This window comes from Iodidimonas gelatinilytica (assembly GCF_008579125.1).
Lineage (GTDB): Bacteria > Pseudomonadota > Alphaproteobacteria > Sphingomonadales > Rhodothalassiaceae > Iodidimonas > Iodidimonas muriae.
This window is the reverse complement of record NZ_BKCL01000002.1, coordinates 270,151-285,155: the sequence shown is the minus strand read 5'-3', so window position 1 is coordinate 285,155 and position 15,005 is coordinate 270,151. Positions and strand designations below refer to the sequence as shown.

At 57.1% G+C, this 15,005-nt stretch carries 15 protein-coding genes, 1 pseudogene and 2 riboswitches; of the genes and pseudogenes, 10 read left to right on the top strand and 6 right to left on the bottom strand.

The genetic code is table 11. The features are described 5' to 3' along the window. The first annotated feature begins 161 nt into the window (after positions 1–161). From JCM17844_RS04360 to JCM17844_RS04335, 6 genes and pseudogenes are all read left to right on the top strand, one after another. Entirely contained in the window at positions 162–596 is a 435-nt protein-coding gene (locus JCM17844_RS04360) for a hypothetical protein (RefSeq protein WP_149999833.1), read from the top strand. A 62-nt stretch (positions 597–658) separates the two neighbouring features. Next, a riboswitch (glycine riboswitch) is annotated at positions 659–764 on the top strand. Between the two features lies 1 nt (position 765). After that, positions 766–863, top strand: a riboswitch (glycine riboswitch). Between the two features lie 69 nt (positions 864–932). Next, positions 933–2,111, top strand: a complete 1,179-nt coding sequence (gene gcvT, locus JCM17844_RS04355; RefSeq protein WP_149999832.1) for a glycine cleavage system aminomethyltransferase GcvT — start codon at positions 933–935, stop codon at positions 2,109–2,111. A 46-nt stretch (positions 2,112–2,157) separates the two neighbouring features. After that, complete coding sequence (gcvH, locus tag JCM17844_RS04350) at positions 2,158–2,535, top strand: glycine cleavage system protein GcvH (protein WP_149999831.1); 378 nt, start codon at positions 2,158–2,160, stop codon at positions 2,533–2,535. A gap of 33 nt (positions 2,536–2,568) precedes the next feature. After that, positions 2,569–3,938 (top strand): annotated as a pseudogene (gene gcvPA / locus JCM17844_RS04345) (aminomethyl-transferring glycine dehydrogenase subunit GcvPA). Between the two features lie 2 nt (positions 3,939–3,940). Then, positions 3,941–5,509: an aminomethyl-transferring glycine dehydrogenase subunit GcvPB gene (gcvPB, locus tag JCM17844_RS04340; RefSeq protein WP_149999830.1), complete on the top strand. Its 1,569-nt coding sequence runs from the start codon at positions 3,941–3,943 to the stop codon at positions 5,507–5,509. Positions 5,510–5,525: 16 nt separating this feature from the next. After that, the gene (locus JCM17844_RS04335) at positions 5,526–5,927 is read left to right on the top strand and encodes a VOC family protein (protein ID WP_149999829.1); all 402 of its coding nucleotides are present in this window, start codon (positions 5,526–5,528) and stop codon (positions 5,925–5,927) included. Here JCM17844_RS04335 and JCM17844_RS04330 read toward each other — a convergent pair whose 3' ends face one another. Both JCM17844_RS04330 and JCM17844_RS04325 read right to left on the bottom strand, forming a co-directional pair. Further along, complete coding sequence (locus JCM17844_RS04330) at positions 5,928–6,512, bottom strand: adenine phosphoribosyltransferase (RefSeq protein ID WP_149999828.1); 585 nt, start codon at positions 6,510–6,512, stop codon at positions 5,928–5,930. Continuing rightward, positions 6,509–7,390 (bottom strand): S-methyl-5'-thioadenosine phosphorylase, encoded by an 882-nt coding sequence (locus JCM17844_RS04325; protein WP_149999827.1) that lies wholly within the window; start codon positions 7,388–7,390, stop codon positions 6,509–6,511. Before JCM17844_RS04325 ends, JCM17844_RS04330 begins: the two co-directional genes overlap by 4 nt. 197 nt (positions 7,391–7,587) lie before the next feature. Here JCM17844_RS04325 and JCM17844_RS04320 point away from each other — a divergent pair, with 197 nt between their 5' ends. Continuing rightward, positions 7,588–7,857: an MGMT family protein gene (locus tag JCM17844_RS04320; protein ID WP_210431341.1), complete on the top strand. Its 270-nt coding sequence runs from the start codon at positions 7,588–7,590 to the stop codon at positions 7,855–7,857. Between the two features lie 29 nt (positions 7,858–7,886). Here the strand turns inward: JCM17844_RS04320 and JCM17844_RS04315 are convergent, their stop codons facing one another. Further along, the gene (locus JCM17844_RS04315; RefSeq protein ID WP_149999826.1) at positions 7,887–8,897 is read right to left on the bottom strand and encodes a DUF3179 domain-containing protein; all 1,011 of its coding nucleotides are present in this window, start codon (positions 8,895–8,897) and stop codon (positions 7,887–7,889) included. A 90-nt stretch (positions 8,898–8,987) separates the two neighbouring features. Beyond that, positions 8,988–10,361, bottom strand: a complete 1,374-nt coding sequence (locus JCM17844_RS04310) for a sodium-dependent transporter (protein WP_210431340.1) — start codon at positions 10,359–10,361, stop codon at positions 8,988–8,990. Between the two features lie 137 nt (positions 10,362–10,498). Here JCM17844_RS04310 and JCM17844_RS04305 point away from each other — a divergent pair, with 137 nt between their 5' ends. From JCM17844_RS04305 to gpmA, 3 genes are all read left to right on the top strand, one after another. Further along, positions 10,499–11,995, top strand: coding sequence for an alanine/glycine:cation symporter family protein (locus JCM17844_RS04305; RefSeq protein WP_149999824.1), 1,497 nt, complete (start codon positions 10,499–10,501; stop codon positions 11,993–11,995). A 41-nt stretch (positions 11,996–12,036) separates the two neighbouring features. Further along, positions 12,037–12,738 carry an SDR family NAD(P)-dependent oxidoreductase gene (locus tag JCM17844_RS04300; protein ID WP_149999823.1) on the top strand — a complete coding sequence of 234 codons (702 nt, stop codon included), beginning with the start codon at positions 12,037–12,039 and terminating at the stop codon, positions 12,736–12,738. 105 nt (positions 12,739–12,843) lie between these two features. Next, the gene (gene gpmA / locus JCM17844_RS04295) at positions 12,844–13,548 is read left to right on the top strand and encodes a 2,3-diphosphoglycerate-dependent phosphoglycerate mutase (protein WP_149999822.1); all 705 of its coding nucleotides are present in this window, start codon (positions 12,844–12,846) and stop codon (positions 13,546–13,548) included. 12 nt (positions 13,549–13,560) lie between these two features. Here gpmA and JCM17844_RS04290 read toward each other — a convergent pair whose 3' ends face one another. Beyond that, complete coding sequence (locus JCM17844_RS04290; protein WP_149999821.1) at positions 13,561–14,559, bottom strand: RluA family pseudouridine synthase; 999 nt, start codon at positions 14,557–14,559, stop codon at positions 13,561–13,563. Further along, a complete protein-coding gene (crcB, locus tag JCM17844_RS04285; RefSeq protein ID WP_149999820.1) occupies positions 14,556–14,951 on the bottom strand; it encodes a fluoride efflux transporter CrcB in 396 nt (131 codons plus the stop codon). The genes JCM17844_RS04290 and crcB overlap by 4 nt, the downstream gene beginning before the upstream one ends. Positions 14,952–15,005 lie beyond the last annotated feature (54 nt).

Sequence of the window (15,005 nt, the reverse complement as noted above, 5' to 3'; positions counted from 1 at the left end):
GCGCCCAAGGCCTTAAGGGTATTTTGCACCGTGCCGATCTTGCCAACATCAAATTGAAGAGACTCGATGTCCAGAATGCGCCAATTGCTGAAACTCGCCGTTTTGGGCTCGCTTGCAACGCTTGCGCCTGCGGCTCCAATAAAAATCCTCTGGAAGTGACAGTGCAGCGCTGCCCCGCCCTCGCGGTGGTGGGTGGCACCGGGTCTTATACCCGCTTTATCGGCGAAGAAAAAAATGCCGCCGATATCGCCTATGAAGCCAGCATCTCCAATCTGAGCCTCGATTGCGATCAAGGCCGCGATGTGGTGAGCGATGTGTCCTTCACCATTGCCGCCATGCGCGGCCCGGCTTTGCCTGCCACGGGGGATGTCTCCCTGCGCTGGTTCGTGGCGGTGGTGCGCGACAATTCGGAAATCGTCGCCAAGGATATTTATGACACCCGCCTTCACTTCGAGGCCGATCAACAACGGGCCATAAGCCGTGAAACCATCCGCCAGATCCTGCCCACCATCGAGCAGGCCCGGCGTTATGATTACGAGATTCTGATCGGCTTCCAGCTGGATGCCCAAGACGTGCGCTATAATCTGCTGCGTTGACAGAGACGCACTTGGACGGATAGAGGAACGACACATATTGTCTAGTGGCGGGTAACCGTCACTGGCCGCCTGCGGGAGAGAGCCTGAACAGGGCCATATCACCCCGTTCACGACGCCGAAGGAGCAACCGCCCCGGAAACTCTCAGGCAAAAGGACCGTTGGCGGCGGACACTCTGGAAAGCAGCAAGGGAAATCCTTGCTCACCGACGGGGATAAGGCGGCGCTTTTTGGGCGTTGGTGAAATCTCTCAGGTTCCGTGACAGAGGGGGCTTGTTGGTGCCGCATTTCGCGGCCAAAGCCCTTTGCGCCATTACGGCGCCTGACCGGAGCCGCAGAATGACCGATGCCCCTAAGCCTGATACCGCACCCATCACTGCGGCCAACAAAACCACAGCCCTGCATAGCCTGCATCTGGAATTGGGCGGCAAGATGGTGCCCTTTGCGGGCTATGACATGCCAGTGCATTATCCCTCCGGCATCATGGCCGAGCATCTGCACACCCGCGAAAAAGCCGGGCTGTTCGATGTTTCCCATATGGGGCAAGCCTATCTGACCTCCCTTCAAGGCTCCACCGATGTGGCCGTGGCCCTTGAAGGTCTGGTGCCCGGAATATTGGCCACATTAAAGCCCGGTGCCATGCGCTATACGCTTTTGCTGAATGACGAAGGCGGTATTCTTGACGATCTGATGGTTACCCGGCGCAAGGATGGCGAAGACGGCTTGTTTCTGGTGGTGAATGCCGGCCCCAAAGACAGTGATTTTGCCCATATCTCCAAAAAGCTTGAAGGCCGCGCCCAGCTACACCGCCTGGACGACCGCGCCCTGCTTGCCCTTCAAGGGCCAAAAGCGGCGGCGGTTCTGGCCGATATTGCCCCGGACTGCGCAGCACTTTCCTTCATGGAAGCGCTATGGACCGAAATCGACGGTATCCCGACGATTATCAGCCGTTCCGGCTATACCGGCGAAGACGGTTTTGAAATCTCCATCCCTGCGGAACATGCAGAACGCTTCGCCCGGCGTTTGCTGGCCTATGAAGATGTGGCCCCCATCGGTCTTGGCGCACGCGATTCGCTGCGTCTGGAAGCGGGCCTGTGCCTTTATGGACATGATATCGATACGGCAACCACACCCGTGGAAGCGGCTCTTAAATGGGCTGTTCCCAAAGCACGCCGCGAACGGGCGGATTTCCCCGGTGCCGCCAAAATCCTGCAACAATTCACCGATGGTACAGACCGCGTGCGCGTTGGCATCCGCCCCAAAGACCGCGCCATTGCCCGCGAAGGCACCCCCATCACCACCGCCGATGGCACACGCACCATCGGCGCGCTGACCTCCGGCGGTTTTGGCCCTACATTAGGCGGGCCTGTGGCCATGGGCTATGTAGACAGCGCTTTTCAGGCCCCCGGCACCGATCTGGGGCTTTTGGTGCGCGGCAAGGTTCGCCCCGCCAGCGTTCAGGCCTTGCCGTTCGTTACACAGAATTATGTGCGAAAAACCGCCAAAACAAAAGGCTGATCGCCTAAAACTCGTTGATAATCATCAAGATAAGGGAGCGTTTGAAATGACCATGATCCGATATAGCGAAGACCATGAATGGATCCGCGTGGAAGATGGCAAAGGCACCGTGGGCATCACCGATTATGCCCAAGCCCAATTGGGCGATGTGGTGTTTGTGGAACTGCCGGAAAAAGGCGCGACATTGACCAAAGGCGATGAAGCCGCCGTTGTGGAATCCGTGAAAGCCGCCAGCGAGCTTTATGCCCCGGTTTCCGGCGAGATTATCGGGTTAAATACAGCAGTGGTGGATGAACCGGCCACCGTGAACACAAGCCCTTTGGACGCCGGATGGTTCTTTGAAATCGCCTTGAGCGACCCGTCGGAACTGGATGATCTGATGGATGAAGATGCCTATGAGGCTTTTGTCAAAGATTTGGGATAACCGGCTGTAACGCCCGCAAAAAGGCCTTCGCCCATGCGCTATCTTCCGCATAACGAGACTGACCGCCGAGCCATGCTTTCGGCCATTGGCGTGCAATCCATCGACGATTTGTTCCGCGATGTACCGCCCGCGGCCCGGCTTGATGCCTTGCTGGACCTGCCTTTGCATAAAAGCGAAATGGAGGTGGACCGCCTGTTCCGCGATTATGCCCGGAAAAATGTCCCGGCAGCGGAACATGCCTTTTTCGTGGGCTGTGGAGCTTATCGCCACCATGTCCCGGCAACAGTGGATCATCTCATTCAACGGGGCGAATTCCTGACCGCCTATACGCCTTATCAGCCGGAAATTGCCCAGGGCACGCTGCAATATCTGTTTGAATTTCAAACACAAGTGGCCAATCTTTTGGGCTGCGATGTGGCCAATGCCTCACTCTATGATGGCTCCACCGCTTGCGGCGAAGCGATCTTGATGGCACGGCGCATCACACGGGGCCGTAAACGGGCAATTCTTGCTGGCGGATTGCACAGCCATTATGGCGATGTGGCGCAAACCATGACCCGCTTTGGCGATGAAGATGTGGTGCGCCTCGCCCCCTCCCCCGATGATGCACAAGGCGATATGGACCGTCTGATCGCCGCCATTGACGACAATACCTCCTGCGTGGTGGTACAAACCCCCGACATGTTCGGCCATTTGCATGATCTAGGCCCCATCGCCGAGGCCGCCCATGCAAAAGGCGCGCTTTTGGTGGCAGTGGTGACAGAAGTGGTGTCTTTGGGCGCTGTGCGGTCCCCCGGCGAAATGGGAGCCGATATCGTGGTGGCCGAAGGGCAATCCATCGGCAACAGTCTCAATTTCGGCGGCCCCTATCTGGGTCTGTTTGCCACCCGTGCAAAGTTCGTGCGCCAAATGCCGGGGCGCTTGGTTGGGGAAACCGTGGATGCAGACGGCCAACGTGGTTTCGTGCTGACCCTTTCCACCCGTGAACAGCATATCCGTCGAGAAAAGGCCACCTCCAATATCTGCACCAATTCCGGTTTGTGCTCTTTGGCCTTTACCATCCATATGACCTTGCTTGGCGAAGAGGGCTTGCGCAAATTGGCGTTGCTCAATCACCGGCAGGCCACACGCCTGAAGGCGGCGCTTTCCGGTATCAAGGGAGTAGAGGTGCTCAACAACCAGTTCTTCAATGAAGTGTCGGTGCGCCTTGACCGTCCTGCGGCCCCGGTGGTCGAAGCCTTGGCCGGGCGCAAAATTCTGGCCGGTGTTCCCGCCTCGCGGCTGTATCCCGATAGGACGATCTCGCCAATATCTTGATCCTTGCCACCACCGAAACGGTGAGCGACGGGGATATTGCGGCCCTTTCGGATGCCTTGGCCGATATTATGCAAGCGGAGCTTTGATCATGTCCATGAACCGTACCGGACGTCCCACCCAAAGCGGCCCGAATTCTTCAAACAATGCCGTTCCGTTTGAAACCACCAGCGGCCACCGCGGATTGCATCTTGTAGAGCCCCTGATTTTCGAGATTGGCGATGCACGCCATAGCGGGGTGGATCTGAAAGACGTGGGGGATTTCGACCATGCCCTTGGCGGGCTGGAACGCGAAGACCGCATGGGCCTTCCCGGATTGTCAGAGCCCGAAACGGTGCGCCATTATACCCGGTTGAGCCAAAAGAATTACGGCATCGACAGCGGCTTTTTCCCGCTGGGTTCCTGCACCATGAAGCACAATCCCCGGATCAATGAAAAGGTCGCCCGCCTGCCCGGTCTTGCCGATATTCATCCCCTACAACCGGAAAGCACCGTGCAAGGTGCCTTGGCGGTAATGCGCGATCTGGCCCATTGGCTGACCACATTGACCGGCATGCCCAGTGTGGCACTAAGCCCCAAGGCCGGAGCGCATGGCGAGCTGTGCGGCATCATGGCCATTCGTTCGGCTTTGGAAGCGCGTGGCGATGCCCGCAAAGTGATTTTGGTGCCGGAAAGCGCCCATGGAACCAACCCCGCCACCGCCGCCTTTTGCGGCTATCAAGTGAAGGCCATTCCGGCAAGTGACGATGGCCGGGTGGATCTTGCGGCCTTGAAAGCCGCCCTTGGTCCTGATGTGGCGGGCATCATGCTCACCAATCCCAATACCTGCGGCCTGTTTGAACGCGATATTATCGAGATCGCCGACGCGGTGCATGAAGCGGGCGGATTCTTTTATTGCGATGGGGCCAATTTCAATGCCATCGTCGGGCGCGTGCGTCCGGGTGATCTGGGCATTGATGCCATGCACATCAATCTGCATAAAACCTTTTCCACCCCCCATGGGGGCGGCGGTCCCGGCTCTGGCCCTGTGGTGTTTTCCAAAGCCCTTGCCCCTTATGCGCCGATCCCCTTTGTGGAAGAGGGCGAGGAAGGGCTTTTCTTGCGCGAACATAAAGCCGCCGAGGGCGATAAAAGCTTTGGGCGTTTGGTGGCCTTCCATGGGCAGATGGGCATGTATGTACGCGCCCTTGCCTATATGATGAGCCATGGAGCCGATGGCTTGCGGCAAGTGGCCGAAGATGCAGTGTTGAACGCCAATTATCTGCTGCATGAGCTGGCCAGCGACATGACCCCGTCTTTTGAAGGGCCATGCATGCATGAAGCGCTCTTTGATGACCGCTTCTTGAAAGACACCGGCGTTTCCACGCTGGATTTCGCCAAGGCGATGATCGACGAGGGCTATCATCCCATGACCATGTATTTCCCGTTGGTGGTGCATGGGGCCATGCTGATCGAGCCCACGGAGACCGAATCGAAAGATACGCTGGATCAGTTCATCGCTTCCATGCGCGCCCTTGCCAAAGCAGCACGCGCAGGCGAGACAGACCGCTTCACCGGTGCCCCTTATTTCGCACCATTGAAGCGTCTGGATGAAACCCGCGCCGCCCGCCAACCGATCCTGAAATGGACCGCACCGCAATCACAAGAAGCGGCGGAATAACGAAAGAGCAAAGCCCATGTCGATGATCGCCGCCATCAGCCTCTTGGTCCGCGATTATGACGAAGCCATCGCTTTTTATTGCGATACGCTGGGTTTTTCTTTGCTGGAAGATCAGCCATTGGGCGGCGGCAAGCGCTGGGTGCGCGTTGCCCCGCCCGGCGGGCAAGGCGCGTGTCTTTTATTGGCAAAGGCCGAAGGGGCCGACCAAACCGCCCGCATCGGCGATCAAACCGGCGGGCGCGTGGGCTTTTTCCTGCACACAGAAAACTTCACCCGCGATTATGACCGCATGAAAAAAGCCGGGGTGCAATTTTGCGAACAACCGCGCCATGAAGCCTATGGCAGCGTTGCGGTTTTCAAAGACCTTTATGGCAATGGCTGGGATCTTATCCAGCCCATCGCCACCCAGGCCGAATAGTCAATCCCCTGCGAAAGCACACAGGGTCATCACCTCGACCCCCATATCGCGGATTTTTTGCGCTCCCCCCAGATCGGGAAGATCAATGGCGAAACAAGCCGCAACCACGGTTCCGCCCGCTTGCCGGATCAGCTTGATTGCCGCTTTGGCGGTGCCGCCGGTGGCAATCAGATCATCGGTAAGCAGCACCAGATCGCCTGACCGCACCGCATCTTCATGCATTTCCAACCGGTCTTCGCCATATTCAAGCTGATAGCTTTCACCAATGGTGCGATAGGGCAATTTACCCGGCTTGCGGATGGGGATAAAGCCACAGGCCAATTGATGGGCAATGGCCCCGCCCAGAATGAAGCCACGTGCTTCAATCCCCGCGACCTTGTCAATGGACACCCCCACATAGGGCTGCACCAGTTCATCCACCGCTTTGCGGAAGCCTTTTGCATCGGCCAAAAGCGTGGTGATGTCCCGGAACTGGATACCTTTTTTGGGAAAATCGGGGATGGTGCGTACCCTGGATGTGGCCCAGCGGCTCGCCAGATCGCCCACTTGATTTGTCTGCTGTTCTTTTTGCGTTTTCCCGGTCATTGCGCTGCCCTCCCCAGAACACGTCCGGCCACAGCATCCAGCCGATCCATCAAAGCCGCATCGCGCTTGTCGGGATGGGTAACAATGGCCATTTCCAAAGCCCGGTCACAGCCTGCTTCACAGGTCTCGGACCGTTCCTCCATAATAAGGGGCGCTGCATCGGCCACCAGCTTTTGGGCGGTCTTGGCATTGTTCACCAGAATTTCCAGCACAGCGCTCACATCCACATGCGCCTCCCCCTCGCGCCAGCAATCATAATCGGTGACCATCCCCACCGTCAGATAACAGATCTCTGCTTCGCGGGCGAGACGGGCCTCCGGCATATTGGTCATGCCGATCAGATCCGCCCCCCATTGGCGATAAAGATGCGATTCAGCCCGTGTCGAAAATTGCGGGCCTTCCATCACCAGATAGGTGCCTTTTTCATGCAAGGGGATACCCAGCGCCTTTGCCGCCACAGCCACCTTTTGGCGCAGCCGCGAACAGGTGGGTTCTGCCATGGACACATGGGCCACAAGGCCATTTTCAAAAAAGGACAAAGGCCGGGCGCGGCTGCGATCAATGAATTGGTCCACCAGAACAAAATCGCCCGGTGCCATATCTTCTTGCAGCGATCCGCACGCCGATAAGGATAAAATATCGGTCACACCAAGACGCTTCAGACAATCGATATTGGCGCGGTAATTGATGCCGGTGGGGCTAAGCCGATGGCCCACCCCGTGGCGAGGCAAAAAGGCCAGTTCCAGATCCCCCAAACGCCCGCGCACGATCTTGTCGGACGGCGCTCCAAAAGGCGACTCCACATCGACGGCGCGCACATCCGAAAGCCTATCCATATCATAAAGCCCGCTGCCGCCGATAATTCCAAGAACGCCCATAGCCAAAATCCCGTGCAAATGAAAAGAAGGTTTCGCGCCGCAAATGGGTGCGCGAGCGGTGCTGTGAAGTCAAGGTCTTGCGGGCATGAGGGGCTTATGGGTAACTCAGCTTTGAACAGACAGAATGGCAAGGCTTTCATGAACACACAAAAAACGGAACGTATCCACAAGCTGGTCTGCGCGATCCTTCGGGGCAGGTGGCAAGCTATGGGCAGATTGCACGCTATGTCCCCGGTGTTACGGCACGCATGGTGGGCTATGCCTTGGCTGGTGTCGGGGATAAAACGGGCATTCCGTGGCACCGTGTGGTGAATGCGAAAGGAACGGTGAGCCCGCATCAAGCGCTTTTGAGCAACGCCAAAGATTGGAAGCGGAAGGCATCCAGTTCAATGCACGCGACCAACTGGATTGGTCGCAAGCATTATGGCCCGGTCCGGACCCGCTGTTATTACTGGATCTGGGACTAGACCCCGAAGATGCGTTCCGCACCTAGCCCTTAGGGGGCTTCGATGTCATGAATGATCCGGGCATCGGGATAAAAGGCATGGAAGGCAAAGGCAAAATCCACGCCATGCACCACATCCACAAGCCCGTCAGCGGTTTTGCGCTGCACGCTGACATTGCCCACATCCCGTGACCGGTCGATCTCATGGGCATCCAAAGCGCTGGCCTGACCCGGCACCCATTCCAGAATCAGCCCGTCCACGGTTTCAATGCGCGTTTCGCGGCGCAAAAGATCCAGCGTCCAGGCCCGCTCTCCTACGCTCACCACACGGGCCATGGCGGGAATCTCTTTAGGCAGGCTGCCATCATATAAGAAGGGGCGGGCAAGGCTGTCATAGCCCTCATAAGGATTGGCCCCATAAAGTCCGGTGCGGCTATAGGGACGCTTCAACACCTTGCCATGGGGAAAGCGTTCTTTGAATCGAGCAAAACTTTCCAAGCGGGATGGCAAACGCTCCAACTCGGCTCCGGTCAACCGCCCGACAATGGCGGTGCCGGTGAATTGCTGCCACCAGCTTTCGGTTTGCCGGTCATACATCACCAGATCCGAATTGCGCAGCTTGCCCGTGGTGCCAAATTCCAGCTCACGGCCATTATACTGCCGCTCAAACACGATGGCAGCATTGCACAGAGGGCAGAATGTTACGGCAATGGGCATATCGCCCATACGGTCATTGACGATTTCATGGCGTGTCAGAATGGCCAAGGGATAGGCCCGCGCCTCGCCCGCAACCTCAAGGCTGATGACCGGCGAGCGGTCTGTCAGCCAATCGGCCTCTTTGATCGCTTCAAATGTGGGCCGATCAATGGACGGAATACCGTCTTTGGGTGGGCCACCGGAGAAAATCTCGGACAGGTCCACCGAACGTTTGGTGAAATCCGTTTTTTTCCACTCGGTCTTCCAACCGCGCGGGATATCTTGCGCGGCAACCATCTGCGGCGCGATGAAAGCCGTCACAGCAAAAAGCCAGAGGGCAGAAGCGATAATCAACCGGATTTTCATAGGCTTATCCTATCAGCTTTTTACTTTTGAACCGATCAATACCCCTTCAAGGGCGCTCAAACTACCGTGAGACGGGGCCAAGTTTGCGGCCTAGATCAGATTCACAAGGAACAAGATCGCCACCGCCACAGGGGTAATCCAGCGCAGGGAGAAAATCCAAAAACGGAACAGCAATCCGCCCTCGACCCCCAGTTCCGCCATCACCGCTTTCCGCGCCAAAAGCCGCCCTGCGAACCATGAAATAATCAGCGCCCCAATGGGCAGGATCAACTTGTCCAAGCCATTGGTGATCAACCCAAAGAATGTCATGCCCTCAAGACCCGGTAAAAAGCCCAAGGGCGAAAAATCTTTCCACAGATTGAAGCTGAAAATGTTCAACAAGCCCAATAGCCAGCTGCCAAAAGCGGCAATCACCGTGCCTTTGATGCGACTAATCCCGCGCTCCGCCAGCCACGCGGCCACAGGCTCATAAAGAGCGATGGCCGATGTCAGGGCTGCGATGAACAAAAAGAAGAAGAACAGCGTCCCCAGAATATCGCCACCGGGCATGGTGGAAAAGGCCAGCGGCAAGGTGACGAACACCAATCCCGGCCCGCCTGAAGGATCCAGCCCATTGGCAAAAACGATGGGGAATACCGCCAATCCGGCCAGCAAGGCTACCGCCGTATCGGCCGCCACCACCATGCCGGAGGCACGAAAGATGGACGCACCCTTGGGCAGATAGGCGCCATACATCATCACACCGCCGATCCCCACCGACAGGGTGAAAAAAGCCTGTCCCACGGCGGCCAGTGCCATATCCGGGGTCAGCTTCGAGAAATCGGGACGGAACAGATACTCGATGGCCCGGCCTGCATCCCCCGTGGCCAGAGCATAAATCACCAACAAGATCAACAAGACCCCCAAAGCCGGGGTCATCACCGTAACAGCGCGTTCGATGCCTTTCTTCACGCCCATGGCCACGATGCCCAAGGTGGCCAGAATGAACAGCCCTTGCCAGAATAACAAACGCGGCACAGAGGCTTTCAGATCATCAAAATGCTGGCTGGCGGTTTCTGCTGTAAAGCTGGAAAACATCCCCCGCGCGCCAAAGGAAATATAATCCAGCGTCCATCCGGCAATCACCGAATAAAAGCTCATCACGAACAGTCCGGCCAACAAGCCGAACAGCCCCGGAATACGCCAGCCTTTGGACTTGCCATGCTCCACCGCTTGGCGCCGCAGCGCTTCGGGCGGGCTGGCAGCGCCCCGCCTGCCGATGACCACTTCGGCCACAAAGATCGGGGCGGCCACCAGCACCAGCCCGATCAGATACACCGCCACAAAAGCGGCCCCGCCATTTTCGCCGGCGGCATAGGGGAACTTCCACACATTGCCAAGGCCCACAGCGGCCCCTACAGCGGCGAAGATGAAAGCAAAGCGGGATGAAAATTGAGGAGATTTGGAAGAGGCCGCGTGCGCCACGGTCAGGTCCTTTTATTATTTTGCTGACGAGACAGTGCAGATTGAGAGCCAAAACTTCAAGCGTCATATCCTTGCCGTTCAATGAACCTGCCCCTAAGCTGTCTCACATAAGGAATCTCAAGAAAGATAAGAACACGATGCGTGCATATAATCTGGGGAAAACCGCCATATTGGCTGTATTTGCAGCGCTTTTATTGGTGTCTGGCCCGGCGTCGGCAAGTGTTATCGATCAAATGATTGATGGGCTTTCAGGGGCAGTTTTCTATAAAATCAGCCTATTTGGGACGCCTGTTGAACTTATTGTGATCTGGATGGCCGCCCCTATGCTGTTTCTCACAGTGTATTTCGGCTTCATCAATCTGCGCTCTTTCAAATTGGCGGGCCGAATCCTGAAGGGCCAATATCGCGACGATAATGCGCCCGGTGAAGTCACCCAGTTTCAAGCCTTATCCACCGCCCTTTCGGGCACGGTGGGATTGGGCAATATCGCAGGGGTTGCCATTGCCATTGCCATGGGTGGCCCCGGTGCGGCCTTTTGGATGACGGTGATCGGCTTTTTCGCCATGACGCTGAAATTTGCCGAATGTACGCTGGGCGTGAAATACCGCAAACACCATGAAGACGGCACGGTTTCTGGCGGACCCATGTATTATCTGGGCCGGGGTTTGGCGGCGCGCGGCTGGAAAAAAATAGGTGTCGTTCTGGCTTGGAGCTATGCCCTGTTCGCCATTCCGTCCTTGTTACAAATCGCACAGGTGAACCAGTCCTACAGCCAGTTCTCCGCTGTGACCGGCATTGATGCCCCTTGGCTGTTCGGCATTGTTTTGGCGGGGCTTGTGGCCGTAGTGATTGTTGGCGGCATCAGCAAGATCGCCAGCGTAACGGTAAAACTGGTGCCCTTGATGGCCGCGCTTTATATCGGGGCGGCGCTGTTTATCATTTTGTCCAATGCCGCCCAGATCCCCGATGCTTTGGCGTTGATTATACGCGAAGCATGGAAGCCTGAAGCCGGTATCGGCGCCATTATCGGAGCCTTCGTATGGGGCATGCGCCGTGCCGTTTATTCCACGGAAGCGGGCCTTGGCTCTGCCACCATCGCCCATGCGGCCGCCAAAACCCGCGAACCGGTTTCCGAAGGCATGGTGGCTCTGTTAGAACCGTTCATCGATACGGTGGTGATTTCGTCCATGACCGCCCTTGTGATCGTGGTCACCGGTGCTTGGCAGGTGGAAGGGCTGACCGACATTCAAATGACAAGCTGGGCCTTTAACAGCGTGATTGATGGCTTCGATATGGTTCTGGCGGTGGCCGTTGTGCTCTTTGCCTATTCAACCATCATCAGTTGGGGCTATTATTCCAGCAAGATCTGGGCCTTTGTCTTTGGTAGCTCACGCACGAGCAACACCTTGTTCAAAGTCGTTTATGTGGTGGCATTGATCCCCGGCGGGGTATTCACCGTGTCGCAAGTATTTGATATTATGGACAGTTTCTTTTTCTTGATGGCAGTGCCCAATATCATCGGCATTTACCTGATGGCCGGAGAATTGAAACGCGACATCAAAAGCTATCATGCGCGTCTTGAAAGCGGCGAAATCAAGCGGGCGGACCAAATGGTGGAAACCCCGGCGCAATAGCACAAGGCCCCAATTCCGCATCCTCTAATCGGAGATGGCTTATGGCTCGACCTGTCTGTGCGATCATCGGCGTTGGCCCCGGAAATGGTTTGGCTCTGGCCAAACGCTTTTCCCAAGGCGGCTATGATGTGGCATTGCTTTCGCGTAGCCTTGAAAAGCTCGATATGTTCGCAAAACAGGTGGACAACGCCCGCACCTATCCATGTGATGCAGCCGATCCGGAAAGCCTTGCTTCTGCATTTCAAGCTGTCGCCAACGACATGGGGGCGGTGGACGTGCTGTGCTTCAATGTGGGCGGCGGAAGCTGGAGCACGCCGGATGCCACCACAGTTGAAGACATGGACCGCGCCTTTCGTATCAATGCCACGGGCCTTTTGTGCGCGGCGCAGCAGGTCATCCCCGGCATGATAAAAAAAGGCGGCGGGGCCATTATGATAAGCGGGGCCACCGCTTCGGTGCGGGGCGGGCCGAAAACCACCGCCTTTGCCGCGGCCAAGGCCGCCCAACGTTCCGTGGCGCAATCTCTGGCGCGGTTTTTAAGCCCCAAAGGTATTCATGTGGCGCTGTTTATCATTGACGGGGTGATCGATCTGCCCCGCACCCGCAAGGTTTTGCCCGACAGGCCCGATACGTTCTTCCTGAAAGCCGATGATATTGCCGACACCATTTTCCATACGGCCCGCCAGCCTAAATCCGCATGGACATTTGAAATGGACTTGCGGCCCTTTGTCGAGCGTTGGTAAACTGACCGCGCGGATGGTGTTATACCGCTCAAGACTTTCTTGACGCGGCAACGCCTTATTGGGCACAAACATCCCTCCCCTCCTTCCCAATTACAGGACATCGCCATGCCCGATCTGATTTTGCTGCGCCACGGCCAAAGCCAATGGAATTTGGAAAACCGCTTCACAGGCTGGGTCGATGTGGACCTGTCGGACAAGGGCCGAAGCGAAGCTATGGAAGCCGGAAAGCTGATCCGCAAGCACGGTCTGGAACCGGATCTGTGCTTCACATCGCTGCTGAAACGCGCCATTCGCACCCTGCATATCGCCCTGGATGAACTGGACCGCCTGTGGCTGCCGGTGGAAAAGTCGTGGCGTTTGAATGAGCGGCATTATGGCGGGCTGCAAGGGCTGAACAAAAAAGAAATGACCGATAAGGTCGGGGCGGAACAGGTGCATATCTGGCGCCGCAGCTATGATGTGCCGCCGCCCGCTTTGGAAGACACCGATCCCGGTTTGCCGATCAACGACCCGCGCTATCGCACCATCGACCCGGCCCTTTTACCACATAGCGAAAGTCTCAAGGATACGGTGGAGCGGTTTTTGCCCTATTGGCATGACACACTGGCCCCGGCTTTGAAAGCGGGCAACACCGTTCTGGTGGCGGCGCATGGCAATTCCTTACGCGCGCTGGTCAAATATCTGGACAAGATTTCCGATGACGATATCCCAAATCTGGAAATCCCCACCGGCACACCGCTTTTATACCGGCTTGATGACGACCTTAACCCCATCGAGCATTATTATCTCAGCGACCGGCCTGCGCCCTAAGACAGCCGTTTTTCAGAGAAACCCTGCATCTTCAAACGGATCGTCTTCATATTCCGCATCCCAGCCAAAGGTTTCCCATGTGGCATCCATATGGTTGGGAAGCGGGGCGATCACATCCACCACCCCGCCATCGGGATGGGGCACCCGTAAACGGCGGGCATGCAGATGCAGTTTCCGTGACACAAGACCGCCCAAAAACGCTTCCGAACCGCCATATTTCCCATCTCCCACAATCACATGCTCCATATGGGCGCAATGCAGGCGCAATTGATGGGTGCGGCCAGTCAAGGGCTTCAGCGCCAGCCAAGCGGCCTTTTGCCCGGCATTTTCAATCACCGCATAAAGCGTGCGGGCGGGCTTGCCACGCTCTGTCACCACCATACGTTCGCCCCCCGGTCCGGGCAGCTTTTCCATGGGTGCCAAGATCTTGCCTTCGCGTGGGCTGGGCGTGCCCTTGACCAATGCCCAATAAACCTTATGGGCATCGCGCCCCTTGAACGCCGCCGCCAATTCCGATGCCGCACGCACCGTGCGGGCAATCATCAAAACCCCCGACGTATCCTTGTCCAAACGGTGCACAAGGCGCGGGCGTTCATCGTTTTTGCCAAACCGCAAAGCGTCTAGCAGACCATCCACATGGCGGGTGATCCCCGGCCCTCCTTGGGTCGCCAATCCCGCTGGCTTATTAAGCGCGATCACCTGGTCGTCTTTATACAGAACCCAAGAACGCACTTCGGCAATGTCTTGATCGCTCAGCCCCTCTTTTGGCGTGCGTCCGGCCCCCCGCGGTGGCTGGGTTGCGTCTGCCCCCACAGGAGGAACGCGAATGTCCTGACCGGCGGCGATACGATCCCCCGGCTTTGCCCGCTTGCCATCCAGCCGGATTTGCCCGGTGCGCAAAAGCCGTGACAAAACCCCGAAAGACAAGCCCGGATAGTGGCGCTTGAACCACCGGTCCAGACGAATCCCGTCTTCATCTTGAGAGACACTGAGATGTTGCACATCGCTCATGCGAAAATCCGTCCTGCATAAAGGCCCGCAAACAATCCAATGACCGACAGGCCAACGGAAAGCAGGCTATAAAAAGCCGCCACACCAAGCTGGTGGCGTTCGATCATCAAGGCCACCTCAAGGGAAAAGGCGGAAAAGGTGGTGAAACCGCCCAACAAGCCCACGGCCAAAAACCCGCGCAAAGCGGGCGTTAGCGAAAAGCGCACCGCCAAGGCTTCCACCAAAAGCCCCATCAAGAAAGCCCCTGCGATATTGACCATCAGCGTGCCATAGGGAAAACCGCCCCCGGTCAAACGCATGATCCATCCGGCCAGATAATGGCGCGACAACGCCCCCAATGCGCCCCCTGCCGCAATGGCAAACGGCATGGATATTGAAAAACCGCCCCCCATTTTTCGCCTTCCTGTTTTGAAATGCCCCGTCACTGCCTTGATGACGTGTTGCGC